The organism is Mesorhizobium shangrilense (genome assembly GCF_028826155.1).
GTDB lineage: Bacteria > Pseudomonadota > Alphaproteobacteria > Rhizobiales > Rhizobiaceae > Arvimicrobium > Arvimicrobium flavum.
Map to the genome: position 1 here is coordinate 1,205,022 of NZ_JAQGPN010000001.1, position 25,158 is coordinate 1,230,179.

Here is a 25,158-nt window from a genome sequence, read left to right on the forward strand (position 1 = left end):
CCGGCGCGCGTAGAGATCGAGTGACTCTTCACAATTCTCACGCCCATATGATATCGTTTTGATATCGGATGCGTGACATGGGCCAGATACTCGTAAGGCACCTCGATGACGTTACGTTGCAGCGCTTGAAGCAGCGTGCAATGACGAATAACCGGTCCACCGAGGCCGAGATCCGGGTGATTCTGAACGAAGCGGTGAAGCCGCCAATGTCAGCCCGATCGCTGGTATCCCTGGCAGGCTCCGCTCCAAGCGGGCGATCGCGCAAGGAGATCGTCGACTACGTCCGAGCCCTTAGGGATGAATGGGACCGATGAATTGAGCGGTCCGATCTATTTCGACACGAATGTCATCATCGCCATCGTTGAAGGCGCTACGCCGCTCTCGGGCGGGCAATCGGAACTCCTCGAAAGCATCGATGCTCGAAGAGTGCAAGCGGTCACCAGCGAGTTGACGATCGCAGAATGTCTGGTCAAACCGTTTGCCGAGCGCGACGCCAACGCCGTGGAAATGTTCCTCAGCTTTCTCGACGGACGACCATCGCTCCCCACCATCCCCATAGACCGCACCCTGCTGCTGGAGGCAGCTCGTCTCAGAGCGGACACAAAACTCAAGCTGGCCGATGCCATTCACGTGGCGACTGCCGTTCAGGCGCGCTGCTCGGCCTTCATGACGGACGATCGGAGGGTGAAGCCCATCGGCGAGATGGGCGTCGTGTCATGGAGTTCGCTGGGGACAGGGCAAGATGCTTCGATCTGAATGCATCTTGCCCCAGACTGGTCGGGATCAAAATGACTTGCCGTAGGGGGCGAGCATTCCCATCTTCGTAGCTTGAGAGTCCTCCACCCGGGAGCATAGAGGTGAAGAAGACAGACGAGAGCGGTCGCGAGACTTTCGTGCGCGAGAATTTCTGGCGGACGGCGAAGCGCGCTGCGCGGCACGTTCCCTTCATGCAGGAGGTGGTCGCCGCCTATTATTGCGCCTTCGACAGGGAGACGCCGCTCAAGGCGAAGGGCATCATCCTCGCTGCGCTCGCCTATTTCGTGCTGCCCGCCGACACCGTTCCGGACTTCATCTTCGGCCTCGGCTTCACCGACGACGTCGCCGTCCTCACCGCCGCCATCTCTGCGATCGCGGCGCACATGAAGCCCGCGCACCGCGCCGCCGCCAGGGCGGCGCTCGCCGACGAGAGCTGACGGACCGGCCGCCTCAGCGGTTCCGGTTCTTGCGGTTGACCTCGAGGTTACGCTTGTAGTCGATCTTGAACATGCCGGCGTCAAGCGCCACGCCCTGCTTCACGTTGAACACCATGACCGTGGTGTCCTTGCCCTGCGCATCGGTGATGGTCCACTGGCGCAGCTCGTATGTCGACGGATCGAACATCATCGTGATCTTCGAGTTGCCGAAGATCTGCTTGTCGCCGAGCTGGATCGTGGTCAGGTCGTCCTCCTCCCGGACACTCTTGACCCGATTGCCGGAAAGATCGATGCGTTCGTCGAGCAGCAGCTTCAACGGCGTCTTCGACAGCGGATAGACGTCCATGGTGTTGAGCTTGCGGTTGTCGATGGCGACGGACTTGCCATCGGCGATCACCTGGTAGGCGGACGGCGCCTCGTAGTTGAAGCGGACCCGACCGGGGCGCTGGATATAGAACTTGCCCCCGGTCTGCTCGCCGCGCGGGCCGAACTGCACGAACTCGCCCGACATCGTCTTGATGCCTGAGAAGTGATCGGCAATCTTCTGCGCAGCGTCGGAGGCGGCATCGGCTTCATTGACGAACTGGAGCGCCGGCGTCGTCTGGAGGGCGATCGCGCCGAGGCCGGTGAGGAACAGCCCTAGTGCGGCGCGACGCGTGATAAGGCCTGAAAGAGGGCCCTGGAGCTGGGTTTTCATGTCTCGACACTTTCTTGCGAATCCGGACCGGCCTATCGGGCCAGTGGGGCTGAAGTTTGACGACTGAAACGCATCGAAAACGCGGACGATGCGGGCGCGGTTCCGGAGCGCCCGGTCCTTGATGCGCTAGAACTTGTCGTCTTCTGTCGGCACCAGGATTTCACGCTTTCCGGCGTGGTTCGCCGGGCCGACGATGCCTTCGTTCTCCATCCTCTCGATGATTGACGCGGCGCGGTTGTAACCGATGCCGAGGCGGCGCTGGATGTAGCTGGTCGAGGCCTTGCCGTCGCGCAGCACTACCGCCACCGCCTGATCGTAGGGGTCCTCGGACTCGTCGAAATTGCCTGCGCCTCCGCCGGACGACCCGTTCCGGCCGGAGGGTTCGTCGTCGTCCTCGTCATCCTCGGTGATCGCGTCGAGATATTCGGGCGCGCCCTGCAGCTTCAGGTGCGCGACCACCTTCTCGACCTCCTCGTCGGACACGAAGGGACCGTGCACGCGCTGAATGCGCCCGCCGCCGGCCATGTAAAGCATGTCGCCCATGCCGAGCAGCTGCTCGGCGCCCTGTTCGCCGAGGATCGTGCGGCTGTCGATCTTCGACGTCACCTGGAAGGAGATGCGTGTCGGGAAGTTCGCCTTGATGGTGCCGGTGATGACGTCGACCGACGGACGCTGCGTCGCCATGATGACGTGGATGCCGGCGGCGCGCGCCATCTGGGCCAGACGCTGCACTGCGCCCTCGATGTCCTTGCCGGCGACCATCATCAGGTCGGCCATCTCGTCGATGATGACGACGATGTAAGGCATCGGCGCGAGGTCGAGTTCCTCGGTCTCGTAGATCGCTTCGCCGGTCTCTCGGTCGAAGCCGGTCTGCACCGTGCGCGAAATGCTCTCGCCTCTCTGTGCAGCCTGGCCGACGCGCTGGTTGAAGCCGTCGATGTTGCGCACGCCGACCTTCGACATCTTGCGGTAGCGGTCTTCCATCTCGCGGACCGTCCACTTGAGCGCAACCACCGCCTTCTTGGGATCGGTGACGACCGGGGTCAGCAGATGCGGGATGCCGTCATAGACCGAAAGCTCCAGCATCTTCGGGTCGATCATGATGAGCCGGCATTCGTCGGGCGTCATCCTGTAGAGCAGCGACAGGATCATGGTGTTGATCGCCACCGACTTGCCCGAGCCGGTCGTGCCTGCCACCAGCACGTGGGGCATCTTGGCGATGTCGACGGTGACCGCCTCGCCGTTGATCGTCTTGCCGAGCGCCAGCGCCAGCTTCGACTTTGTCTGCTCGAAATCGCGGCTGCCCAGGATCTCCCGCAGGTACACGGTTTCGCGCTTGGCGTTCGGCAGCTCGATGCCGATCGCATTGCGGCCCGGTACCACTGCGACGCGGCAGGCGATGGCGCTCATGGAACGGGCGATGTCGTCGGCCAGGCCGATGACGCGCGAGGATTTAATGCCCGGCGCGGGCTCCAGCTCATAGAGGGTGACCACGGGTCCCGGCCGCACCTGGATGATCTCGCCCTTGACGCCGAAATCCTCGAGAACGCCTTCCAGCAGGCGCGCGTTCTGCTCCAGCGCGTCCTTCGACAGCGACGGGTCCCTGGCGACGCTCTTCGGCTCGGCCAGGAAGTGCAGGGAAGGCATCTCGAAGCCGTCCGACCCGATCAGCGAGGTCTGGGCTTCGCGGCTGACGCGTGCGCTAGGCTGCGGCCGCGGGGCGGGCGCGGCGATGCGCTGGCCGGCCGGGCTGCGGAAGTTCTGGACGTTGACGTTCGGCCGCGGCGCGGAAACCGGCTCGTCGTCGAGGACGAAATTGGTCGGCTCGTCGTCGAAATCGACATCGTCGCGGGTGATCTGCGGCGCGCGGCCACCCGACACCATCGCCGCGAAGAACTCGGGTTCGACGCGCGCGCGACCGTTCCGACTGACGTGCGCCTCCTGACGTTCGGCGTGATCGACACGCTCGGCGGCCTGCCGCCAGACGGGAACCTGGTTCAGGTTGTCGAGATAATCGTCGTGCTGGCGCATCGCGCCAATGCGGCGGCGCACGAAGCCGCGCGCCGACAGGAACCAGTGCGTCACGGCGCCCATCGCGGCGACCAGCCTCCCCTCGCTCTCCTCGTCGTCGACGGCCTCCTCTTCATAGGCGTCGGGCGCGGCGAAGTCTTCCTCTGCCGGCGGCCGGGAAAGGATGGCTGCGCCATAGGCGAAGAGCCAGATGGCGGGGAGGGCAAAGAGGACGGCCAGCGCGGTGGCCAGGACGCCGGTCGGATAGCCGCCGGCGAAGGCGCTGGGTATCCGCAGCATGACGTCGCCGAACACTCCGCCGAGCCCGGTCGGCAGGGGCCATGTCGGAGGCGGGGTGACGCAGCCGGCGATTGCGGCAGCGAACAGCGCGCCGCCGAACCAGGCGAGGCCGCGCCGCGGCAGCCGATCGACGCGCCGGCCGCCCAGCAGGAACAGCGCCCAGATCACGGCAGGCGCCAGGGCGGCGACGGCGGAGAGGCCGAAGAACTGCATCGCCAGATCGGCGAAGACGGCGCCCGGATAGCCCATCGCATTGGTCACCAGCGCGTCGGTGGCATGGCTGAAGCTCGGGTCGGCGACGCTCCAGGATCCGAGCGCAGCAAGCCCGAAGGCCACGCCAGCGAGCAGCGCCAGGCCGACGGCGCGACCGAGCTGCCGCCGGACGAAGGTGCTGAACCCGGAGCCAGCGTCGATCAGAGTAAGTGGCGCTGTCACACCAGAACGCATGCCTGTCCCCATCCACGCGAAGCAAGCCGCCTTGGGGGAATCGGTCCAAGGGGCGGTCGCGGTCAGACTATCGGCAGGTTGGTAAAGGGGGCATTAACCATCAGAATTTTGGAGGCCTTGCCCCACAAGGCTTTGCGGTCGACGCATTACCGCGCGGTTCTCTGCGCTTCACATGCGCCTCGGCGAACTGATTCGTGGCCTCAAGAACAGCGCGGTCGTAGCGGCCGGTCGTCTTGGTCGAGGTGTGCCCGGCAACTTTGGCCGCGTCATCCTTCGACACATCGGAAGCTCGGTCCTTGAAGATATCCTATACGCGCCGCTCGCTCGCCCGCCATTCCGGTGCGGTGGGTGTCGCCTCGTTCGCCCGGCGCTGAGCGGGCTCTGTCAGCAAGCCGGCGATTGTGCGAGAATGGAGGTTGGCGGGGTCCGTGTCAGAGAGGAATCCGCAGATGACAAGAAAAACTCTAAAAATGCTGTCGTCCGCTCTTGCAGCAATGGGTTTTCTGGTCGCGCCAGCCGCCGCTTTGGATGTCGCCAGTTCCGCCACCGTGACGGGTGCGCCTGATGCCGTCTGGAAAAAAATCGGGGACTTTTGCGCGATTCAAACGTGGCATCCCGCAGTGTCAAAATGCGTGCAAACCGAGGAGGCGGGCGCGACTTTTCGCACGCTGACCACCACCGACGGCGGCGCGATCAAGGAAAAACTCGTGGAGCATACGGACACCAGCTACACATACGACATCATCGAATCTCCGCTTCCAGTCGAGAACTATCGCGCCACGATCGGTGTTTCGGCTGACGGCGATCGGACCAGAGTGGACTGGAAAGGCAGCTTTGAAGCGAAGGGCCAATCGGACGCCGACGCCAAGGCTGTGATCAGTGGCATCTACAAGGCCGGGCTCGACCAAATTGCAAAGATGAGCGGCAACTAGAGCGACGTGCACTCAGATATGCCCGGGGCCTTGAGGCCGTTCGGCGTCTGGTTGTTGGCCGTCAACGGCCCCGCAGACACCGTCGATGGTGCGAATGGAAAGCTCTTCGAGGCGCTCTCAGCTTTGAGCAAGCCTTTGCGGTCGGCGCATCATTGCGAGCGACGGCAAAGCCTTGAGCGGTTTGCTTTGGGCGTGGCAATCGATTCGTCACCTTGATGACGGCGCGGTGGCAGCCATCCGTCGACAACATGGGTGCTGTCAATCACCTTGCCCCACCCCCCTCGGGCGGGTGCACGGCATTCGGCCCTAGCGGAAGCCCGCCATTTCCATGGCTAGGATTTCCTGGTCGCCGGCTTCTTCTTCGCTGCGGTCGTGGCGCTGTCGGCTTGCCGCTCCGCCTCTTCCTTTGCGAGCCGCAAATTCCGGAGGCGTTCGGTCTTTGCCGCTTCAGCCTTGGCTGCAGCGGCATCCTCTTTCAGTACTTCCTGCCACGCGGCATCCCTGCGACGTGCCGCTTCCTCCTTGGAGGACACGACCGACACCTGTTTTTCTGCGCGTTGCGAGATCATGGCATTCATCCCCTGGACGAATTGCGCGCGCCCCCCGGCGTTGCAGGAGACTTCCGCTTGGGTCCGGGAAGGATGCCTTCCCGCTGCGCCAGCTTGCGGGCGGCCTTGCGTGAGCGCCGGATCGCCTCGGCCTTTTCGCGAGCCTTCTTTTCAGACGGCTTCTCGTAGGCGCGGCGAGCCTTCATCTCACGGAAGACGCCCTCGCGCTGCAGCTTGCGCTTCAAAGCGCGAAGCGCCTGCTCGACATTGTTGTCCCTGACTAATACCTGCAAACGTGCCTCCTAAGCTTGAAACAAAAAAGGGGCCGGACTCCCGACCCCTCCCAATGCTCGTGATGTCGCCCGTACCTCCGTGGTCGTCACCCGGAGCAATTTTCACGCAGTGCTTACGCCGCCGAGAGATTGGTGGCTGCGTTCTTGCCGCTGCGACGGTCCTGCTCGATGTCGAAGTTGACCTTCTGGCCTTCAACAAGCGTGTGCATGCCGGAACGCTCGACAGCAGAGATATGGACGAAAACGTCGGCGCCGCCGGTGTCCGGCTGAATGAAGCCGAAGCCCTTGGTGGAGTTGAAGAATTTTACGGTGCCTGTGGTGCTCATTGCGATTTCCTTTCAAACCGGCAGTTGAGTTTTTACGCGCAACGCGAACGTGCGTGCAGCGTGCTAGATCGATTTTGAACGGAAGATCGGCAGAGCGCCCGGGGGCGCGAGACAAGCTAAGCAGCAAGATCGATCGCCGGCATATAGGCGCGACAGGCCACTAAAGCAAGAGTTTTCAGGTCGATGGCCTGCGCATAGACGGACCCGGCGGCCGACGAGGAACGTGCTGGTCCGGATGAGGAAGTAGTATTCACTTCGCGCAAGCTGTTGAAAATAGTCAGGATGACGCAACGCTGCCGCGAGCGTTTTCACGCAAGACGCAATGGTTTGATACGATCAGGCGGCCGTCCTGACGGCAGCGCCGTCAGACAAACATCATGACGACGGCTGCGCCCACCGCAATCAGCAGAAGCCCCACGATCAGCATCGGGAGCAGTGTTCCTTCCTGGTTCGCGTTGGCCAAGTCCGTTCTCCGCTTCGCAATAGATGCAAAAGAACGTGTCCCGGACGCGCGCGACGTACTTTGCGCCGGCGCAAACAAATTCGCTTTTGTGGGATATTCTGGGGCAGACGCTGATCGCTGAACTCGCGCCGGCGCGAAAAGACAGCAGGCGCCGGGATCTCTCCCAGCGCCTCCCTGTCAGCTCGAGGTCCGCCTTCTGCGAGCGTGCCCTGCGGCGGCATCGCATCCTGGTGGCCTTTTGGTGACGGCGCGACATCCAGCGTTCAGGACGTGAACGCGTCTGCCGAACCCCGCTCATGCAAACCCGAAAGCTGCATGTGCGCACCATCAAAGGACTTGCCCGGCCTTCATGGCAGCAGCGGTCCGCCGTCTGCGCTTGCAATCGCATCCTGCGGTCCCGTCGGTCTCCTCCGTCCAGGTCACGGCCGGACTTGCGTCCTTCTGCGACCTTCGCGGCACGGGCTCAGTGTTGCGCCTCCGGGTTCATTCGCCGACCAAGCGGATCAACGTCCAAAGGCCTGAGATGGAGGAAGCTTACGTTACGTAAGCCGCAAGGGGAACGGCGTCGGACCTGTGCATAGCGGGATTAACGTGGATGACCGCGAAAAAAGAGGCCCGGGTCAACGGGCCTCAAGGTGCGACAGGCGTTCCTCTGCCTGTCGCTACGGGAGTGATATGCGCCCCTCCGAGGCAAGGCCGGGCGGTTTTGCCGCTCCGGCCGCTCTGCCTATGAGTGATAGGCCACCTCGCCATGCGAGGTCAGGTCGAGGCCCTGGCGTTCGGCCTCCTCCGTCGGCCGCAGGCCGATGATGGCGTCCACGACCTTGTAGAGGATGGCCGAGACGATGCCGCACCAGAGCACGGTCACGATCACCGCCATGATCTGGGTGGTCACCTGCCCGCCCATCGTCACGCCATCGGCGTAGCCTATGCCGCCAAGCGAGGAGGAGGCGAAGATGCCGGTGCCGACCGCGCCGATGATGCCTCCGACGCCGTGTATGCCGAAGACGTCGAGCGAGTCGTCGTATCCAAGCTTATTCTTCACGACGGCGACGAAGTAGTAGCAGACCGCGCTGGCGATGGCGCCGAGCGCGATCGCGCCGATGGGGCCGACGATGCCGGCGGCCGGTGTCACCGCGACGAGGCCGGAGATCATGCCGGAGGCGGCTCCGAGCATCGAGGCCTTGCCGCGCAGCAGGGATTCGAGCGCCGACCAGGCGATGATGGCGCCGGCGGTGGCGGTGAAGGTGTTGATCATGGCCAGCGCCGCGCCGGCGTTGGCTTCCAGGTTGGAGCCGGCGTTGAAGCCGAACCAGCCGACCCACAGGATCGAGGCGCCGACCATGGTGAGCGTCATCGAGTGCGGGGCCATGTTGTCACGCCCATAGCCGGTTCGCTTGCCGATGATGATCGAACCGACAAGCGCGGCGATGCCGGCGTTGATGTGGACCACCGTGCCGCCCGCGAAGTCGAGTGCGCCCCAGCCGAAGATCAGACCGCTGGCGTCCCAGACCATGTGGGCGATGGGGAAGTAGACGAAGGTCACCCATAGCGCCACGAACAGGATCACCGCCGAGAATTTTATCCGCTCGGCGAAGGCGCCGACGATCAGCGCCGGCGTGATGCAGGCGAAGGTCATCTGGAAGACCACGAACACGTATTCAGGCAGCACGACGCCTTCGGTGAAGGTGGCCGCCGTGGTTTCCGTGGTGACGCCGGAGAGGAAGAGCTTTCCCAGGCCGCCCCAGTACGGACTGGTGCCGCCGCCGAAGGCGAGGGAATATCCCCACAGCACCCAGATGACGATGACGACCGCACAGATCATGGTGCACTGCATCAGCACCGAAAGCATGTTCTTGGCCCGCACCAATCCGCCGTAGAAGAGGCTTAGGCCGGGCAGCAGCATGAACAGGACGAGAAGGCTTGACACGAGCATCCAGGCGGTATCGCCTTTGTTGATGGCCGGGGCCGCCGCAGGCGCGGCTGCCGCAGCGTCGGTCGCCGCCGGTGCGGCTTCCTGCGCGAAGGCTGCGAGTGTGCCGAGCGCGCCCAGCGCCAGCGTGCCGACCAGCGCCGTGCGCGCCGCCGACTTCAATGAGGTTGGAATGTTCATCGAGGTCTCCATGGAAATCGCGGCTCAGAGCGCGTCGGTGTCGGTTTCGCCCGTGCGGATGCGGACGGCTTGCTCGATCGGGTAGACGAAGATCTTGCCGTCGCCGATCTGGCCGGTCTTGGCGGCGGAGCCGATCGCATCGACGGCCTTGTCGACCATGTCCGTGGCGACCGCGATTTCGATCTTGATCTTGGGAAGGAAGCTCACCGCATACTCCGCGCCGCGGTAGATCTCGGTATGTCCTTTCTGGCGCCCGTAGCCTTTGACCTCAGAGACGGTCAGGCCCTGGATGCCTATGATGGTGAGCGCTTCGCGCACCTCGTCGAGCTTGAATGGCTTGATGATGGCCATCACTATCTTCATCAGGTTTCACCTCTTGCTTGCGGGTCCCCGCGTTGCACCGCTCGCCAGACGGCAAACGCCGATCGACCAGCACGGAACTTGATTCAAGCGCCGTGCCAAGTCGTGAGCAGAGATGTTAACTTGCTGAAAAACCGTCGAATTTCTGCCCGGACGGGCAGGCGTGCGCGTGCCGGAGGCTAGGCGAATGCACAGAATTCAGGCAAAATGGAAGAGATGCCTACTTTGTGGACTTCTGGCGCAGCCGAATGAGCCCTTCCTGCGCGACGGAGGCGATGAGGGTGCCGTCCTGTGCGTAGATCGAGCCGCGGGTGAAGCCGCGAGAGCCCTGGGAGGACGGGCTGTCCATCGTATAGAGCAGCCAGCTGTCCAGCGCGTGCGGGCGATGGAACCACATGGAATGGTCGAGGCTGGCGGCCTGGATGTCCCGGTCGAAGACGCCGCGGCCATGCGCGAAGGTCGAGGTGTCGAGCAGCGTCATGTCCGACAGATAGGCGAGCACGGCGTTCTGGATGCCGCGATCGGCGGGGACCTCTCCGGTGGTCCTTATCCAGACGTGCTGTTCGGGGGCCAGACGCTCGCGGCTGGTGTAATGCTCCAGGATCACCGGCTTCATCTCGATCGGCCGTTCGCGCTGCCAGTAGCGCCGGATGCCCTCGGGCACGCTGTCGCCGAAATTCGCGAGGATTTCCTGCTGGGTGGCGAGTGTCTCCGGTCCGGGCACGGCGATCGGCATCGGAATCTGGTGCTCGAGGCCGGTTTCATCCACCTGGAAGGAGGCTTCCAGGGAGAAGATCGCCTGTCCGTGCTGGATGGCGACGACGCGGCGGGTGGTGAAGCTGGTGCCGTCGCGGATGCGGTCCACCTCGTAGACGATGGGCACCTTTGGGTCGCCGCCCAGCATGAAGTAGCTGTGCAGCGAGTGCACATGGCGGCTCGGATGGACGGTGCGCTGCGCAGCCACGAGCGCCTGGGCTATCGTCTGGCCGCCGAAGACGCGCTGCCACGTGGTGTCGGGGCTGCGACCGCGAAACAGATTGTGCTCAAGCTGTTCGAGGTCGAGAATGGAGAGGAGCTCCTGCACGACGGTGGACATAGAGGTCTCCGGGTATGGATTGCTTGAAAAATGGGTTGGCTGGGTGCGTCGGTTAAGTCAAGACGCTGGCGCAAGATAAGGAGATGAGGCGATGGCGAACGATATGGAGAGGCGTCCGATCGACGTGCTGATCGCCGGCGCCGGCTATGTCGGTCTCGCCACCGCGGTGAGCATCCGCTCGGCCGCCCCGCATCTCTCGGTTGCGATCGTCGACGCGGCGCCCGAGGGCGTCTGGCAACGCGACACACGTGCCTCGGCGGTCGCCGCCGCGGCCTGCCGTATGCTCGATCAGCTGGGTTGCTGGGCGGAGGTCGCGCCGCAGGCGCAGGCGATGACCGAGATGGTCATCACCGATTCGCGCGCCTCCGATCCCGTCCGACCGGTGTTCCTCACTTTCGACGGCGAGGTCGCGCCGGGCGAGCCCTTCGCGCACATGGTCGCCAACAAGGTGCTGAACGGCGTGCTGCGCCGCCGCGCCGCGCAACTCGGCATCGACATCATCGAAGGTATAGCCGTCCACGGGTTCGATGTCGGGCCGTCCTGCGTCGTCGTCCACCTTGCCGACGGCGCGACCATCGACGCCCGCCTCCTGGTGGCCGCCGACGGCGTCAATTCACGGTTGCGCGACATGGCCGGCATCAAGACGGTCAGATGGGAGTACGGTCAGTCGGGCATCGTCTGCACGGTCGCCCACGAGCGTCCGCACAACGGCCGCGCCGAGGAGCACTTCTTTCCCGCCGGTCCGTTCGCCATCCTGCCGCTGCCGCCGGACGAGAAGGGCGGCAACCGCTCGTCGATCGTGTGGACCGAGCGCACCGCCGATGCCAACAAGCTGGTCGCGGAGGACGAGTTCGTCTTCGAGACCGAGCTCGAACAGCGCTTCGGCCTGAAGCTCGGCGAGATCCGCGTCGAGGGCAAGCCGCGCGCGTGGCCGCTCGGGCTGACGCTGGCGCGCGACTTCGTCAAGCCGCGCTTTGCGCTGTGCGGCGACGCCGCCCACGGCATCCACCCGATCGCCGGGCAGGGCCTCAACCTCGGCTTCAAGGATGCGGCGGCGCTGGCCGAGGTGGTGGTCGAGGCGGATCGTCTCGGGCAGGACATCGGCGCCATCGACGTGCTGGAGCGCTACCAGCAATGGCGGCGCTTCGACACGCTGTCGATGGGCGTCACCACCGATGTGCTCAACCGGCTGTTCTCGAACGATTTCGGCCCCGTGCGCGCGGTGCGCGATCTCGGGCTCGGTCTCGTCGACCGCCTGCCGAGGCTGAAGGAGTTCTTCATCCGCCAGGCGTCCGGGCTTTCGCCGCACACACCGCGGCTCCTGAAGGGCGAGGCGATCTAGCCTCGTCCCGCCTGGCTTCGTCTTGCCCTAATCCTGCTGCAGCTCGGGATCGCCGATGAAGGAGACGCCGCGCACCTCGATGGCGCCGGTCTTCGCCAGCGGGACCTCGGCGGCGATCTCCAGCGCCTCGTCCATGCTGCCGGCATTCACCAGCAGGAAGCCGATCGGTTGCTCCTTCGTCTTGGCGAAGGGGCCGTCCGTGACGTTTCGCTTCATCGCGCGGACCCGGACGCTCCTGGCGGTCTTCGGCCGCTTGAGGGGGCGGGCGAGGACGAGCCGGCCGGCTTTCTCCAGGGCCGTGTCGTGCGCCAGCGAATCCCGCTGCAGGGTCTGGATCTCCTCCGGCAACATCCGCTCGAAGACGCTTTCGTCGTGATAGACCAGGCACAGGTACTGCATCTTTCTCCTCCTTTCAGCCGCCGCAGGATGACGCGACGTTCCGAGGACGGCCGGAGAGCGGCCGGTTCGACATTCTGGTTCACAAGAATTCACGCTGACGGCGGGCCGACCATGACGCATTGTCAGCCGGACCGGCAACCGGTACTTGTGCCCGCATGAGCCTCTCCTCCGTCCGCGCCTTCTTCTCCGAATACGCCCCCGATATCGACGTGATCGTCACCGAACAGAGTTCGGCCACCGTGGCGCTGGCAGCCGAGGCGCACGGCGTGCGTCCGGAACAGATCGCCAAGACCATCTGCCTGCGCGTTGGCGACGCAACGATGCTGGTTGTGACAGCAGGCACGGTGCGGCTCGACAACCGCAAGTTCAAGGACCGGTTCGGCGGCAAGCCGAGGATGCTCGGCGCCGAGGAAGTGGTGGCGGCCACCAGCCATCCCGTGGGCGGCGTCTGCCCGTTCGGGCTGCCCGCGCCGCTGCCCGTCTACTGCGACGTCTCGCTGAAGGCGTTCGACGAGGTGGTGCCCGCGGGCGGGGCCACCAACGCCGCGGTTCGGCTCAGCCCGGAGCGCATGGCGGTCCTCACCGGCGCGCAGTGGGTGGACATCTGCCAGGCCACGGCGCCGGCCGAAGCCTGAGGCCTTGGCCGACTCGCACCTGGCTGCGCTGCAGACCATGCGACGCGCCCTTCCTCACGCCTGATCATCTTCAGCCGTCTTCGGGCGACCGCGCCGTTTCGCGCAAAATGTTTGCGATTCGGCAGAACTTTGATGAAGATCAAGGATCGATGCATCGATGGAGATCAAGCTTAGAATGCATAGGCTCGGGGCATCCCGGGCCAGCGAGCCGACCTTGTCGGTGGCAAGCACAAAGGAGATCACACGATGAAGCCGCGCGCCCTTCTTCCCCTCGCCACCTATCCGGACGCCAGCGCCGATACCGTTCCGGGATACGCAATCAGCGTCGCCAAGCAGCTTGACGCCGATGTGCACGCACTCGCCCTGGTCGCCGACATTCCGGATGTTGCGAACGCCTTGTCGCGCGTGCTCCTCAAGCTGCCTGAGATGATCCGGGAGGCGGAGGCGACCAGCGCCAAGCGGGCCGCCCACCTGCTCGACGCGGTGAAGCGGGAGGCGGCGGCATCCGGGGTGACCGCCACCACTGGCGAGATCCGGGGGGAAACGGCGCTCCTGGCAGATGAGGCGGCCGTGAACGCCCGCTATTTCGACCTCAGCATCATCGGCCTGGAGGCCGGCAACGACACGTCGCGCATGATTGCGGAAGCCGTCGTCTTCGGGTCCGGCCGGCCGACGCTCCTCCTGCCCGAACAGCGCAAGACCGGCGCAATCGAGCACGTCGCGATCGCCTGGGACGGCACGCGCGTAGCGGCCCGTGCGGTCGCTGATGCCCGCATGTTCCTGGCCCGGGCCAATCAAATTACCGTCCTCACCATCCTCGACGAGAAGCCGCTCAACGAGAAGAACGCCGGCGAACGGCTCGCGCAGGATCTTCAGAGTCGCGGCCTGCCCGCCAAGGCGGCATCGATCCACGCTGAAGACTGCCCGATCGCCGAAACGCTGCAGCGCAAGGCCGTCGAACTGGGATGTGACCTCCTCGTGATGGGTGGCTACGGACACTCGCGGCTGCGCGATTTCGTCCTTGGCGGCGCTACGGAAGGCGTCCTCGGAGATCTGCGGCTGCCGACGCTGATGGCACATTGATCAAAGGTCGTGCGGCTCCGGACCAAACGGACCGCACAACCCTCCCTGCCGCCCGTCAGGGTTGCCGCCTCGGCGAATGGTGCTAAGTTCTCGGATGAGGGCGGCCGCGCGCAACGGAGATCGCCATGTTCGAAGGCTTTGACGCCCTTCTTCTGGCACGCATCCAGTTTGCCTTCACGGTCTCGTTCCATTTCATCTTTCCGGCGTTCACGATCGGCCTCGCGAGCTATCTCGCCGTGCTCGAGGGCCTTTGGCTGTGGACCGGTCGCGAGGTCTTCCTCGACCTCTTCAGGTACTGGATAAAGATATTCGCGCTGAGCTTCGCCATGGGCGTCGTCTCCGGCATCGTGCTCTCCTACCAGTTCGGCACCAACTGGTCGGTCTTCTCCGATCGCGCCGGATCGATCATCGGTCCGCTTATGGCCTATGAAGTGCTGACGGCCTTCTTCCTCGAGGCCGGCTTCCTGGGCGTCATGCTGTTCGGCATGAAGCGGGTCGGCAGGGGGCTGCATTATTTCGCCACGCTGGCGGTGGCGGTCGGCACGCTTTTCTCCGCCTTCTGGATACTGTCCGCCAATTCCTGGATGCAGACGCCGGTAGGCTATTCGCTCAACGAGGCCGGCCAGTTCGTGCCCGACGACTGGTGGCAGATCGTTTTCAACCCGTCCTTCCCCTATCGCCTCGTCCATACGGTGCTCGGGGCCTACCTGACCACCGCGCTCGTCGTTGGCGCGGTCGGCGCCTGGCACCTGCTGCGCGACCGCGCCAACGAGGGCGCGCGGGTGATGTTCGCCATGGCGATGGGCATGATCGTCGTGACCGCGCCGCTGCAGGTGCTCGCCGGAGACATGCACGGGCTCAACACGCTGGAGCACCAGCCGGTGAAGATCATGGGCATGGAGGGGCATTTCGAGAGCCATCCCGAGGGAGCGCCGCTCTATCTCTTCGGGCTGCCGGACGAGACGACGGCGACCGTGCGCTATCCGATCGCCATCCCGCACGCGGGATCGCTGATCCTGCGCCACAGCCTCACCGCACCGATGCAGGGTTTGGACACCGTTCCGCGGGAGGAATGGCCGCCCGTCGCCATCATTTTCTGGTCGTTCCGCATCATGGTCGGGCTGGGGTTGCTGATGTTCGCGCTGGGGCTCTACGCCGTCGTCGCCGGGTTGCGCGGCAGGCTCTACGATACGCCCAATCTGCACCGCTTTGCGGTGGTCATGGGGCCGGCGGGCTTCGTCGCCGTCATTGCCGGTTGGGTCACAACCGAGGTCGGCCGGCAGCCATACACGGTCTACGGTCTCTTGCGTACAGCCGAGGCCGTCTCACCGCTCGACGCGCCGGCGGTCGCCACCTCGCTCGTCGCCTTTGTCGTGGTCTATTTCACCGTGTTCTCGCTTGGCGCCTGGTACATATTGCGGCTGATGTCGCATTCGCCTGCGCCGCACGAGCCCGGCCTCGAAACCAGCGACGCGCCGATCCGCAGCGCCGGCATCACGCCGGCGACCGCCGTGGACCCGGACCGGGCGCTTGGCGCGGAAACGGGAGGCAACTGAGATGGCATCGTTCGACCTCCCCACGCTTTGGGCGTTCATTCTCGCCTTCGCGGTGTTCGCCTACGTCGTTCTCGACGGCTTCGACCTCGGGATAGGCATCCTGTTTCCGACACTGGAGCCAGGCGTCGAACGCGACCAGGCGATGAATTCGGTTGCGCCCGTCTGGGACGGCAACGAGACCTGGCTGGTGCTCGGCGGCGGCGGACTGCTGGCGGCGTTCCCGCTCGCCTATGCGGTGGTCATGCCGGCGCTCTATGCGCCGATCATCGCCATGCTTTTGGCGCTGGTTTTTCGCGGGGTCGCGTTCGAGTCACGCTGGCGCGATCCCGGCCACCAGCGCTTCTGGGACGCAGCCTTCGCGGGCGGCTCGATGATGGCGGCCTTTGCGCAAGGGGTGACGCTCGGCGCGCTCCTGCAGGGCATCACCGTCGAGGGCCGCGCCTATGCCGGGGGCTGGTGGGAATGGCTGACGCCGTTCAGCGTGCTCACTGGCGTCAGCCTGGTCATCGGCTACGCGCTGCTGGGCTCCACCTGGCTCATCATGAAGACCGAGGGAGCCGTGCAGGACCACGCCTTCCGCCACGCTCGCATCGCCGGGATCGCCACCATCGTCTGCGTCGCCGCCGTGAGCCTGGCGACGCCTTTCCTCGAGGAAACCTACTACCAGCGCTGGTTCGCGTGGCCGAGCGTACTGTTCGCCGCCCAGGTGCCGCTGCTGGTCGCCATTGCCGCAGTGGCGTTCTTCGTGAGCCTGCAAAGGCGCTACGAGCGTCTGCCCTTCCTGCTCGCGCTGGGACTTTTCGCGCTCAGCATGGTCGGCCTGGGCGTCAGCATCTTCCCGGACATCGTTCCCGGCGCGATCACCATCCACGAGGCGGCAGCACCTGAATCCAGCCTCATCTTCATGCTGGTCGGAGCCGGCGTCCTGATTCCGATCATCCTCGCCTACACGGGCTATTCCTACTGGATCTTTCGCGGCAAGGTCGGTCACGAGGGGTATCATTGATGCAGGATGCGACAGGCCCGCTCTGGCAGCGCATCCTGTGGTTCGCGGCCCTCTGGGCGGCGGGCGTCGCCTGCGTGGCCGGTGTCGGCTTCGTCATCCGCTGGTGGCTGACTTGAGCGGGTACGCGGTGTCCGCCGCGGCGGGGCGATTCCTGCCTGAAAACGCCGCATCTGCGGCGATGGCCAACGCCAGGATCAGGCACAGGGCGAGCACCAGGCGCATCAACCCCGCGGGAGGACTATCGATTCCGGCGCGGACGTGATGCTTGAGGATACCCTTCCCGGTGCCTGCGTGGGGCAGAGGATACATGGTCCAATCTCCTTCGCGGGTTGCGTCGGAGCAAGGACGCAGGCTCTGCCGGAGAGCCGACGTTTTTGACGTGCGGTTTTTTTGAGCGTTGCGTGCACCAAAGATCAGCGCGCGCCACGGCTCAATACCCGGCGTTGCGGCGCATGTCATCGGCGCCCCGTATTTTCAGGGTATCTGAGATTTCCACCAGTCGCCAAATATGCGCTGTCTGCTACGATGACGGCAAAAGCCTGTGAGTGGGAGGATCGCCTTCGATGGCAGCCACGAGAATGAACGCCGCATCCAGGAAGTCGGCGCAGCCGACGGCTTCGGAGGATTCGAGCAGACTGAAGGACTACCTGCTCTCGCGCGCGCCGACCGAAGACGTAGCCGGATACGACGACGCCGCGCTGGAAAAGGCGGCATCGATCGCGTTTGCGGCCGTGTCGAGGCACCGGAAGGGCGAATCGGTCATCGACATCGCCGCCGAGCCGGAGGTCAGGCGCGACGGACGTCAGCTGACGGTCATCACCGTGGTCAACGACAACATGCCCTTCCTGTTCGATTCGGTGATGGGTGAGATCACCGAAACGGCGGGCGAACCCGCCTTGGTGGTCCACCCGGTGATCGCGGTGGAACACGGGAAGATCGGCGTCGCCGAGATTCTTGCCGACGGCCACCATGCGCGCGGTGAGCAGGCGGACAAGCTGAGCGTCATCCATGTCCATGTGGGCGCTCTCTCGCCCGACCAGCGGCTGGATCTCGCCACCCGGCTGAACGGGATCCTCGCGCAGGTGAAGGCGGCCGTGCACGACTGGAAGCCGATGCTCGCCAGGCTCGACCGCGCCATCTCCGACTTTCGCTATGCGCCCGCTCCGCTCGACCGCGACCATGTGGCGGAGGCGATCGCCTTTCTCGAGTGGCTGCGCGACGACAATTTCACCTTCCTCGGCATGCGCGAGTTTTCCTATTCCGGCGGCGAGAAGAGCGGCATGCTGGAGCCCAAGGCCAGGGGGCTCGGCATACTCGCCGATTCCAACATCCTGGTGCTCAGGCGCGACGCGCAAGGATCGAGCACGACGCCCGAGATCCGGGCCTTCCTCCACGGTCCAGAACCGCTGATCGTGACCAAGGCCAACGCCAAGACGGCCGTCCACCGGCGCGCCTACCTCGACTACATCGGGGTCAAGACCTACGACCAGAAGGGCAACCTCGCCGGCGAACTCAGGATTGTGGGCCTCTTCACCTCGACGGCCTACACGCGCTCGGTGATGAAGATCCCTTACCTGCGCTCCAAGGCGCAGACGGTGGTCCACAAATCCGGCTTCGATCCGGGCGACCATTCCGGCAAGGCCCTGATCAACGTGCTGGAGTCCTATCCGCGCGACGAGCTTTTCCAGGTGTCGGTGCCGACGCTGCGCAAGCATGCCGAGACGATCCTGGCGCTGGGCGAGCGGCCGCGCGTTCGTGCGCTGGTTCGAGTCGACCAGTTCGACCGTTTCGTTTCCGTCATCGTCTTCGTGCCGCGGGACCGCTACGATTCCGTGGTGCGGGAGCGTATCGCGCAATTCCTCAAGACGGCTTTCGACGGGAGGGTCTCAGCCTATTACCCGGCGTTTCCGGAAGGCGGCATGGCGCGCGTCCATTTCATCATCGGGCGTTCGGGGGGCAGGACGCCCAAGGTCGAACCAGCGACGCTGGAGGCCGGGATCCGCGACATCGTGCGCACCTGGGAAGACGGCTTGCGCGAAGCGGCCGCCCATAGCGGCGTCGAGGCCGAAATGGCGCGGATCGCCAAGCTGTTCCCGGAGAACTACCGCAACAGCTTCACGCCGGACACGGCGTTGCAGGATGCACGGCGCATCGCGTCGATCAGCACCGACAATCCGATCGCCATCGACTTCTATCGCGACGTGGCGCAAACACCGGAGCAGGCTTCGCTGAAGATCTTCCATCATGGCGAGCCGGTGGCGCTGTCGCGGCGCGTGCCGATGCTCGAGAATACAGGCTTCCGCGTCATCAGCGAGCGGACCTTCGAAGTCGGCGAAGCCGGCGGCAAGCATGTCTTCGTCCACGACATGGAACTCGAGAACGCCTTCGGCAGGCCCATCGACCTGTCGGACAACGGCGCGCTGTTCGAAGACGTCTTCCTCGCGGTGTGGCGCGGTCAGGCGGACAATGACGGCTACAACGCCCTGGCGCAGACGGCGGGGTTGAAATCGCGGGAGATCACGGTCCTTCGCGCCTATGGCCGCTACATGCAGCAGGTCGGCATCCCGCAGAGCCAGGACTTCATCGCAGCCGCGTTGAACCGCTATCCGGAGATCGCGCGGGCGCTGTCCCAGATATTCGCCGCTCGCTTCGATCCGGCGACGAAGGATGGCGATGTCGCGGTCAAGCACCTGAAGTCGCAGCTCCGCGATGCGCTGGACCAGGTGCCGAGCCTCGACGACGACACCATCATCCGCCGCTACCTCAACCTGCTCGACGCGTCGCTGCGGACCAACCACTTCGTGCCGTATCTGAAGGAAGGCGTGTCGCTAGCGATAAAGCTCGATCCACGGGCGATCGACGGCATGCCGGAGCCAAGGCCCTGGCGGGAGGTCTTCGTCTACGGACCCGAGGTCGAGGGCGTCCACCTGCGGTTCGGATCGGTGGCGCGCGGCGGCCTGCGCTGGTCGGACCGGGCGCAGGACTACCGCACAGAAGTGCTGGGCCTGGTCAAGGCGCAGCAGGTGAAGAATGCCGTCATCGTGCCGGTCGGGGCCAAGGGCGGCTTCTATCCCAAGCGGCTGCCTTCGCCCACCAATCGCGACGTCTGGTTCGAGGCCGGGCGTCAGGCCTACATCAATTTCATCTCCAGCCTGCTCTCCGTCACCGACAATCTGCACGGCGACAAGGTCGTGCCCCCGGCCAACGTCGTGCGGCGCGACAATGACGATCCCTATTTCGTCGTGGCGGCGGACAAGGGAACGGCGACCTTTTCGGACACGGCCAATGCGATCAGCCAGACGCATGACTTCTGGCTGGACGACGCCTTCGCCTCGGGAGGCTCGGCAGGCTACGACCACAAGAAGATGGGCATAACAGCCCGCGGCGCGTGGGAAGCGGTGAAGCGGCATTTCCGCGAGATGAACCGCGACATCCAGACCTCGCCGTTCACCGTCGTTGGCGTCGGCGACATGTCCGGCGACGTGTTCGGCAACGGCATGCTTCTCTCCGACTGCACGATGCTGGTCGCGGCCTTCGACCACCGCGACATCTTCATCGACCCGACGCCCGACCCGAAATCCTCCTTCGAGGAGCGGCAGCGCCTGTTCGCGCTGCCGCGGTCGAGCTGGCAGGACTACGACACGTCGAAGCTGTCGAAGGGCGGCGTGATCGTGTCGCGCTCGCAGAAATCGGTGACGCTGTCGCCGGAAGCCGCCGCCGCCATCGGCCTCGCCAAGGCCACGGCATCGCCGGCCGAGATCATCGGCGCAATCCTGAGGGCCGAGGTCGATCTGCTCTGGTTCGGCGGCATCGGCACCTATGTGCGTGGCTCGGGCGAGACGAACCAGGAGGTCGGCGACCGCGCCAACGACGCCATCCGCGTCACAGCCGCGGAGGTGCGCGCCAAGGTCGTCGGCGAGGGCGCGAATCTCGGCGTCACGCAGCGGGCCCGTATCGAGTTCGGGCTTGCCGGTGGCGCCTGCAACTCGGACGCGATCGACAATTCGGCAGGCGTCAATTCCTCCGACATCGAGGTCAATATCAAGATCGGCCTGGCGGCGGCCATGCGGAAGGGCTCGCTCACCAGGCCGGCCCGCAACAAGCTGCTGGCGGAGATGACCGGGGAGGTCGCCCGGCTGGTGCTCTCCAACAATTACGAACAGACGCTGGCGCTCTCCGTCGCGCAGAAGCATGGCATGACGGACCTGCCGCACCATGCGCGCTTCGTCACCGTCATGGAGCAGCGGGGATTGCTCGATCGCGCGGTCGAGGCGCTGCCATCGTCCGTCGGCTTCTCGCAGCGCGAGGCGCGCAGGGAGCCGCTGACGAGGGCGGAACTGGGAGTCCTGCTCGCCTACGCCAAGATCGTGCACTTCTCCGACATCCTGGCGACCGACGTGCCGGACGATCCGTACTTCTCGCACGACCTGTCGCTCTATTTTCCCGACCGGATGGAGAAGAAGTACGCCGCAGAGATCGCCGGCCACAGGCTGCGGCGGGAGATCATCACGCGGGTGCTGAGCAACGACCTCATCAATCGCGGCGGTCCGGCCTTTGTCACCCGGCTCCAGGACGCCACGGGGCGAACCGTGCGGGAAATCGTGCGCGCGTTCGCCATCGTGCGTGACGGTTTCGGCCTGCCCGCGCTCTATCGCGACATCGACGCACTCGACAACAAGATCGACGGCCAGGTGCAGCTTGACCTCTATGTGGCCGTCGGCCGCCTTCTCTACGCCGCGAGCGCGTGGGACCTCGAGAACGGGACCGGGGACCTTCCCATCGGCGAGCAGATCGCGGGGCTCATCGAGGCGCGCAAGGTCCTCGAGCCGAAGCTCGTCGAGCTTCTGCCGCAGTATACGAAGGAGCGCATCGAGGAGCGCCGGCATGGCCTCGTCAAGGCCGGCGCTCCGGACGCGCTGGCCGAGCGCCTCGCCATGCTGGATGTGATCGAACTGATACCCGACATCGTGCTGGTGGCCCGCGCCGGCGGAGGCGCTGCTGCCGCGAAGAAAGGGCCGGTGGACTTGCTGGCGGCCGGCAAGGCGTTCTTTGCGGTCAGCGACGCCTTCCGCATCACCCGCATCGAGGACGCCGCCCAGGGGATCGCCACCCCGGACTATTACGACAGCCTGGCGCTGGCGCGCGCGCTTGACATGATCGGGGCCGCCCGCCGCGGCATGGCCGTGCAGGCGCTCGCCACCTACGGCAAGACCGACGACCCCGTTGGCGAGTGGCTGCGTGTCGGCGGCGACCGCGTCGCCAGATCGCGCGAACGGCTGCTGGCTCTCACCGAAGGCGACATCAGCGTGTCGCGGTTGACCGTCGCCGCCGGCCTGATGAACGACCTGGTGGCGGTTTGAGAACAGGTAGCCCATTGAAAATAAACTGATATACGGGTGGTATATCATGGCCGTTGAGACGAGACTTGCACCGTTCCTGATGTTCGAAGGACGGGCGGAGGAGGCGATGACCTTCTACATCTCGCTGATCCCCGACAGTCGCGTCCTGAGCATCGAGCGCTATGGAGCGGCGGGACCCGGCAAGGAAGGGTCGGTGGTCGTCGCCAGCTTCTCGCTTGGCGGCACGACGGTCATGTGCAGCGACAGTCACGTGAAGCATGGGTTCACCTTCACGCCCTCGACGTCGCTGTTCCTCACCTGCGCGTCTGAGGAGGAGATCGGCCGCATGGCGGCCGCGCTCTCCGAAGGCGGACAGTTTCTGATGCCTCCGGGCAGCTACGGCTTCAGCCGCAGGTTTGCATGGGTGAACGACCGCTTCGGCGTTTCGTGGCAACTCAATCTGCCTTGAGGCAAGCTCGCCGTTCCAGTGGGGCGGGCGCGCGACCGTCGCGGCATTCAGGATGTTAGGCTACGCATTGCAGCGTCGGGTACGACCGGCGCAACGAGGGGGAGCGAATGACCGCAATCACATCCGAGGCCGCGCCGCGGCGCGGCGTCTACGGCTGGATGTTGTTCGACTGGGCCGCGCAGCCTTTCTTCACCGTCGTCACCACCTTCATCTTCGGACCCTACTTCGTCTCGCGCGTGGCCTCGGATCCGGCGCTCGGGCAGGCGGCGTGGGGCTACGCCATCGCGGCGGCCGGCTTCGTCATCGCGATTCTGTCTCCGGTGCTCGGCTCGATCGCCGACCAGACCGGGCCGCGCAAGCCCTGGATCGGCTTCTTCGCCGTCATCAAGATTGCGTCGCTCTGCATGCTGTGGATTGCGGCGCCCGGCTCCAGCCTCGTACTCGTCCTCTTCTTTTTCGCGCTGGCGTCCATCGCCGCCGAGTTCTCCATCGTCTTCAACGACTCGATGATGCCGCGGCTGGTGCCGCAGGAGCAGATCGGCCGGGTATCCAACATCGCATGGGGCCTCGGCTATCTCGGCGGCATGATCATGCTGATCTTCGTCATGGCGGCGATCTCGGCTTCGCCCCAGACCGGCAAGACGCTCCTCGGCCTCGATCCTCTGTTCGGCCTCGATCCCAGCCAGGGCGAGGATGCCCGAGCCACCGGCCCTATGGCCGCCATCTGGTATTTCGTCTTCATCCTGCCGATGTTCTTCTTCACCCCTGACAGCGGCAAGGGAATGCCGATCGGGAAGGCCGTGAAGGCCGGGCTCTCCGAGCTGAAGGAGACGCTCCGCGAGGCGCGTCGGCGCGGCGGTATCCTGCGCTTCCTGGTCGCGCGCATGATATATCAAGACGGCGTCAACGCGCTGCTGGCGCTCGGCGGCGCGTTCGCGGCGTTGATGTTCGGCTGGTCGATCATCGAGCTCGGCCTGTTCGGCATCATGCTCAACGTCGTCGCCATCTTCGGGTGCCTGATCGCCAGCCGGCTCGACACGAAGCTAGGCTCGAAGGCGGTGGTTCTGATGTCCATTGTATCGCTGACGATTGCGACGATCGGCATCGTGTCCACCGGCCCGGGCTTTACCTTGTTCGGGCTGCTGCAGTTCGGGCCGGCCGATTCCGGCGGGCTCTTCGGCACCGCGGCGGAGAAGTGCTACATCCTCTACGGAGCGCTGATCGGCATCGCCTTTGGGCCGGTGCAGGCCTCATCGCGTTCCTACATGGCGCGCAGCGTCAGCGCGGACGAGGCGGGGCGCTATTTCGGCATCTACGCGCTTGCCGGTCGCGCCACCAGCTTTCTCGCCCCCTTCCTCGTGGCGACCGTGACCGCGACAAGCGGATCGCCCCGCCTCGGGATGGCGACGATCATCCTCTTCCTGGTGGGCGGCTTCCTGATCTTGCTCCGCACACCCTATCCGGCCGACAATCCGAACGGCTGAGGGGCGGCGAGTGATTTTACGGGGAAGGGGCGGTCCATCCTCACCCAGCCCAGAGGGGAGGGACGGGGAGCGCGATAAGCGCGTTGGCTACGCCAAAAACTCCGCCTGCGGGTCCGCCGCCAGCGCTTCGACCGTATGCGCCTGAAGACGGGCGGCCACAGCCGCTGCGTCGCCTTCGAGCGCTGCGGCGGCAATCGGCTTGCCTACGGTGATCTTGTAGGCGCGGCCGGTCTTGTTCAGCAGCTCGTGGAACACGGTGATATCGCGCAGGTCGGTCGAGAAACGTGACAGGAAGTAGAACAGGCCGGAGTTGCGCGCCCGGATGTTGACCGGCACGACCGGGCAGGCGTAGCGACGCGCCAGCGCGACGATGGACGATTGCCAGGGCCTCTCGGTCAGTTTCCCTTCGTGCCAGTAGGCGATGCGGCCCGAGGGAAATAGCACCACCATGCGCTTCGAGGCGAACGCACGGGCGGTCATCTCGAGCGTGTCGCGGCCTTTCGCATGGCTCTTCTCGCCGGCGCGCCATTCCACGGGGATTACGAGGTCGCGAAATCCGGCCGCCACCCTCAGGGCGTCGCGATTGGCGAAGAAGACCATGTCGGCCCGCCGCGCCTTGAAGGCGTCGAACACCGCGATGCCGTCGGCGATCCCCGTCGGATGGCTGGGCGCGAGGATGACCGGACCCTCGGCGGGGACGTTTTCCAGCCCCTCCACCACCAATTCGAGTTGCAGCAGGCGGCTCAGATACTCCATCGCGGCAAAGCCGGACAGGTCGCGCACGTCGTCCGCCATCCGTACCGCCTTGCGGTAGTGGAAGGCCCGCATCAGAAGCGGCCGCACGAACGGCCAGACCGGATTCCGCGCCAGATTGAGCGAGCGCTCGGCGATGAGCTGATCGACGATGTGCGGATGCAGCTGCCCCTCTGCACTGTCCATCAGTCCGGCCGCGGCGTCAGCTTGGGCGCTGGGCAGCGGATTGGGCAGGGGCATTCTCCACTCCATCTGGCGCTGCTTGCGCCCGAACGATGACGGGCGCATGACGAACCGCCATACAGTGGCAAAGT

The 25,158-nt window shown here is 65.1% G+C and carries 23 protein-coding genes; 13 read left to right on the forward strand and 10 right to left on the reverse strand.

The genetic code is table 11. The features are described from left to right. Positions 1-77 precede the first annotated feature (77 nt). The 3 genes from PD284_RS26930 to PD284_RS05960 all read left to right on the forward strand — a co-directional run bounded on the left by PD284_RS26930 (position 78) and on the right by PD284_RS05960 (position 1,193). Positions 78-314: a FitA-like ribbon-helix-helix domain-containing protein gene (locus tag PD284_RS26930; RefSeq protein WP_411956181.1), complete on the forward strand. Its 237-nt coding sequence runs from the start codon at positions 78-80 to the stop codon at positions 312-314. After that, on the forward strand, positions 298-756 hold the full coding sequence (locus PD284_RS05955) for a type II toxin-antitoxin system VapC family toxin (RefSeq protein ID WP_274627296.1): 459 nt from the start codon (positions 298-300) through the stop codon (positions 754-756). The genes PD284_RS26930 and PD284_RS05955 overlap by 17 nt, the downstream gene beginning before the upstream one ends. A gap of 101 nt (positions 757-857) precedes the next feature. Continuing rightward, a complete protein-coding gene (locus PD284_RS05960; protein WP_274627297.1) occupies positions 858-1,193 on the forward strand; it encodes a YkvA family protein in 336 nt (111 codons plus the stop codon). Between the two features lie 13 nt (positions 1,194-1,206). Here the strand turns inward: PD284_RS05960 and PD284_RS05965 are convergent, their stop codons facing one another. Together PD284_RS05965 and PD284_RS05970 are read right to left on the reverse strand one after the other, a co-directional pair. After that, positions 1,207-1,890 carry an outer membrane lipoprotein carrier protein LolA gene (locus PD284_RS05965; protein WP_274627298.1) on the reverse strand — a complete coding sequence of 228 codons (684 nt, stop codon included), beginning with the start codon at positions 1,888-1,890 and terminating at the stop codon, positions 1,207-1,209. Positions 1,891-2,016: 126 nt separating this feature from the next. Further along, positions 2,017-4,647: a DNA translocase FtsK gene (locus tag PD284_RS05970; protein WP_274627299.1), complete on the reverse strand. Its 2,631-nt coding sequence runs from the start codon at positions 4,645-4,647 to the stop codon at positions 2,017-2,019. A gap of 449 nt (positions 4,648-5,096) precedes the next feature. Between PD284_RS05970 and PD284_RS05975 the strand changes: the two genes are divergently transcribed. Then, on the forward strand, positions 5,097-5,579 hold the full coding sequence (locus PD284_RS05975; RefSeq protein WP_274627300.1) for an SRPBCC family protein: 483 nt from the start codon (positions 5,097-5,099) through the stop codon (positions 5,577-5,579). A 332-nt stretch (positions 5,580-5,911) separates the two neighbouring features. Here the strand turns inward: PD284_RS05975 and PD284_RS05980 are convergent, their stop codons facing one another. The 6 genes from PD284_RS05980 to tesB all read right to left on the reverse strand — a co-directional run bounded on the left by PD284_RS05980 (position 5,912) and on the right by tesB (position 10,778). Beyond that, positions 5,912-6,157 (reverse strand): hypothetical protein, encoded by a 246-nt coding sequence (locus PD284_RS05980; protein WP_274627301.1) that lies wholly within the window; start codon positions 6,155-6,157, stop codon positions 5,912-5,914. Continuing rightward, on the reverse strand, positions 6,154-6,420 hold the full coding sequence (gene rpsU, locus PD284_RS05985; protein WP_274627302.1) for a 30S ribosomal protein S21: 267 nt from the start codon (positions 6,418-6,420) through the stop codon (positions 6,154-6,156). The genes PD284_RS05980 and rpsU overlap by 4 nt, the downstream gene beginning before the upstream one ends. Before the next feature lie 113 nt (positions 6,421-6,533). Next, on the reverse strand, positions 6,534-6,746 hold the full coding sequence (locus tag PD284_RS05990; protein ID WP_274627303.1) for a cold-shock protein: 213 nt from the start codon (positions 6,744-6,746) through the stop codon (positions 6,534-6,536). Between the two features lie 1,190 nt (positions 6,747-7,936). Next, a complete protein-coding gene (locus tag PD284_RS05995; RefSeq protein ID WP_274627304.1) occupies positions 7,937-9,322 on the reverse strand; it encodes an ammonium transporter in 1,386 nt (461 codons plus the stop codon). 24 nt (positions 9,323-9,346) lie between these two features. Further along, complete coding sequence (locus tag PD284_RS06000; protein WP_274627305.1) at positions 9,347-9,685, reverse strand: P-II family nitrogen regulator; 339 nt, start codon at positions 9,683-9,685, stop codon at positions 9,347-9,349. Between the two features lie 217 nt (positions 9,686-9,902). Next, positions 9,903-10,778 (reverse strand): acyl-CoA thioesterase II, encoded by an 876-nt coding sequence (gene tesB / locus PD284_RS06005; RefSeq protein WP_274627306.1) that lies wholly within the window; start codon positions 10,776-10,778, stop codon positions 9,903-9,905. 91 nt (positions 10,779-10,869) lie between these two features. On the opposite strand from tesB, the gene PD284_RS06010 reads away from it, so the two are divergent. Beyond that, positions 10,870-12,120 (forward strand): ubiquinone biosynthesis hydroxylase, encoded by a 1,251-nt coding sequence (locus PD284_RS06010; RefSeq protein ID WP_274627307.1) that lies wholly within the window; start codon positions 10,870-10,872, stop codon positions 12,118-12,120. 27 nt (positions 12,121-12,147) lie between these two features. Here the strand turns inward: PD284_RS06010 and PD284_RS06015 are convergent, their stop codons facing one another. Beyond that, positions 12,148-12,519: a YciI family protein gene (locus tag PD284_RS06015; RefSeq protein ID WP_274627308.1), complete on the reverse strand. Its 372-nt coding sequence runs from the start codon at positions 12,517-12,519 to the stop codon at positions 12,148-12,150. 155 nt (positions 12,520-12,674) lie between these two features. Here PD284_RS06015 and PD284_RS06020 point away from each other — a divergent pair, with 155 nt between their 5' ends. From PD284_RS06020 to PD284_RS06055, 8 genes are all read left to right on the forward strand, one after another. Then, a complete protein-coding gene (locus PD284_RS06020) occupies positions 12,675-13,154 on the forward strand; it encodes a YbaK/EbsC family protein (protein ID WP_274627309.1) in 480 nt (159 codons plus the stop codon). Positions 13,155-13,400: 246 nt separating this feature from the next. Beyond that, positions 13,401-14,237 (forward strand): universal stress protein, encoded by an 837-nt coding sequence (locus tag PD284_RS06025; protein WP_274627310.1) that lies wholly within the window; start codon positions 13,401-13,403, stop codon positions 14,235-14,237. A 125-nt stretch (positions 14,238-14,362) separates the two neighbouring features. Continuing rightward, positions 14,363-15,793 (forward strand): cytochrome ubiquinol oxidase subunit I, encoded by a 1,431-nt coding sequence (locus PD284_RS06030; RefSeq protein ID WP_274627311.1) that lies wholly within the window; start codon positions 14,363-14,365, stop codon positions 15,791-15,793. Between the two features lies 1 nt (position 15,794). After that, complete coding sequence (gene cydB, locus PD284_RS06035; protein WP_274627312.1) at positions 15,795-16,799, forward strand: cytochrome d ubiquinol oxidase subunit II; 1,005 nt, start codon at positions 15,795-15,797, stop codon at positions 16,797-16,799. Continuing rightward, positions 16,799-16,915 carry a DUF2474 domain-containing protein gene (locus PD284_RS06040; protein ID WP_274627313.1) on the forward strand — a complete coding sequence of 39 codons (117 nt, stop codon included), beginning with the start codon at positions 16,799-16,801 and terminating at the stop codon, positions 16,913-16,915. Before cydB ends, PD284_RS06040 begins: the two co-directional genes overlap by 1 nt. Before the next feature lie 447 nt (positions 16,916-17,362). Further along, positions 17,363-22,159 carry an NAD-glutamate dehydrogenase gene (locus PD284_RS06045; protein WP_274627314.1) on the forward strand — a complete coding sequence of 1,599 codons (4,797 nt, stop codon included), beginning with the start codon at positions 17,363-17,365 and terminating at the stop codon, positions 22,157-22,159. Positions 22,160-22,205: 46 nt separating this feature from the next. Beyond that, positions 22,206-22,607, forward strand: coding sequence for a VOC family protein (locus PD284_RS06050; RefSeq protein WP_274627315.1), 402 nt, complete (start codon positions 22,206-22,208; stop codon positions 22,605-22,607). Between the two features lie 107 nt (positions 22,608-22,714). Further along, the gene (locus PD284_RS06055; RefSeq protein WP_274627316.1) at positions 22,715-24,091 is read left to right on the forward strand and encodes an MFS transporter; all 1,377 of its coding nucleotides are present in this window, start codon (positions 22,715-22,717) and stop codon (positions 24,089-24,091) included. Between the two features lie 87 nt (positions 24,092-24,178). Here the strand turns inward: PD284_RS06055 and PD284_RS06060 are convergent, their stop codons facing one another. Next, entirely contained in the window at positions 24,179-25,084 is a 906-nt protein-coding gene (locus PD284_RS06060) for a 1-acyl-sn-glycerol-3-phosphate acyltransferase (RefSeq protein ID WP_274627317.1), read from the reverse strand. Positions 25,085-25,158 lie beyond the last annotated feature (74 nt).

Coding starts and splice junctions, on each gene's coding strand:
- PD284_RS26930 (WP_411956181.1), top strand. CDS start 78: ATGGGCCAGATACTCGTAAGGCACCTCGATGACGTTACGTTGCAGCGC.
- PD284_RS05955 (WP_274627296.1), top strand. CDS start 298: ATGAATGGGACCGATGAATTGAGCGGTCCGATCTATTTCGACACGAAT.
- PD284_RS05965 (WP_274627298.1), bottom strand. CDS start 1,890: ATGAAAACCCAGCTCCAGGGCCCTCTTTCAGGCCTTATCACGCGTCGC.
- PD284_RS05970 (WP_274627299.1), bottom strand. CDS start 4,647: ATGCGTTCTGGTGTGACAGCGCCACTTACTCTGATCGACGCTGGCTCC.
- PD284_RS05975 (WP_274627300.1), top strand. CDS start 5,097: ATGACAAGAAAAACTCTAAAAATGCTGTCGTCCGCTCTTGCAGCAATG.
- PD284_RS05980 (WP_274627301.1), bottom strand. CDS start 6,157: ATGAATGCCATGATCTCGCAACGCGCAGAAAAACAGGTGTCGGTCGTG.
- PD284_RS05990 (WP_274627303.1), bottom strand. CDS start 6,746: ATGAGCACCACAGGCACCGTAAAATTCTTCAACTCCACCAAGGGCTTC.
- PD284_RS05995 (WP_274627304.1), bottom strand. CDS start 9,322: ATGAACATTCCAACCTCATTGAAGTCGGCGGCGCGCACGGCGCTGGTC.
- PD284_RS06000 (WP_274627305.1), bottom strand. CDS start 9,685: ATGAAGATAGTGATGGCCATCATCAAGCCATTCAAGCTCGACGAGGTG.
- tesB (WP_274627306.1), bottom strand. CDS start 10,778: ATGTCCACCGTCGTGCAGGAGCTCCTCTCCATTCTCGACCTCGAACAG.
- PD284_RS06010 (WP_274627307.1), top strand. CDS start 10,870: ATGGCGAACGATATGGAGAGGCGTCCGATCGACGTGCTGATCGCCGGC.
- PD284_RS06015 (WP_274627308.1), bottom strand. CDS start 12,519: ATGCAGTACCTGTGCCTGGTCTATCACGACGAAAGCGTCTTCGAGCGG.
- PD284_RS06020 (WP_274627309.1), top strand. CDS start 12,675: ATGAGCCTCTCCTCCGTCCGCGCCTTCTTCTCCGAATACGCCCCCGAT.
- PD284_RS06025 (WP_274627310.1), top strand. CDS start 13,401: ATGAAGCCGCGCGCCCTTCTTCCCCTCGCCACCTATCCGGACGCCAGC.
- PD284_RS06030 (WP_274627311.1), top strand. CDS start 14,363: ATGTTCGAAGGCTTTGACGCCCTTCTTCTGGCACGCATCCAGTTTGCC.
- cydB (WP_274627312.1), top strand. CDS start 15,795: ATGGCATCGTTCGACCTCCCCACGCTTTGGGCGTTCATTCTCGCCTTC.
- PD284_RS06040 (WP_274627313.1), top strand. CDS start 16,799: ATGCAGGATGCGACAGGCCCGCTCTGGCAGCGCATCCTGTGGTTCGCG.
- PD284_RS06045 (WP_274627314.1), top strand. CDS start 17,363: ATGGCAGCCACGAGAATGAACGCCGCATCCAGGAAGTCGGCGCAGCCG.
- PD284_RS06050 (WP_274627315.1), top strand. CDS start 22,206: ATGGCCGTTGAGACGAGACTTGCACCGTTCCTGATGTTCGAAGGACGG.
- PD284_RS06055 (WP_274627316.1), top strand. CDS start 22,715: ATGACCGCAATCACATCCGAGGCCGCGCCGCGGCGCGGCGTCTACGGC.
- PD284_RS06060 (WP_274627317.1), bottom strand. CDS start 25,084: ATGCCCCTGCCCAATCCGCTGCCCAGCGCCCAAGCTGACGCCGCGGCC.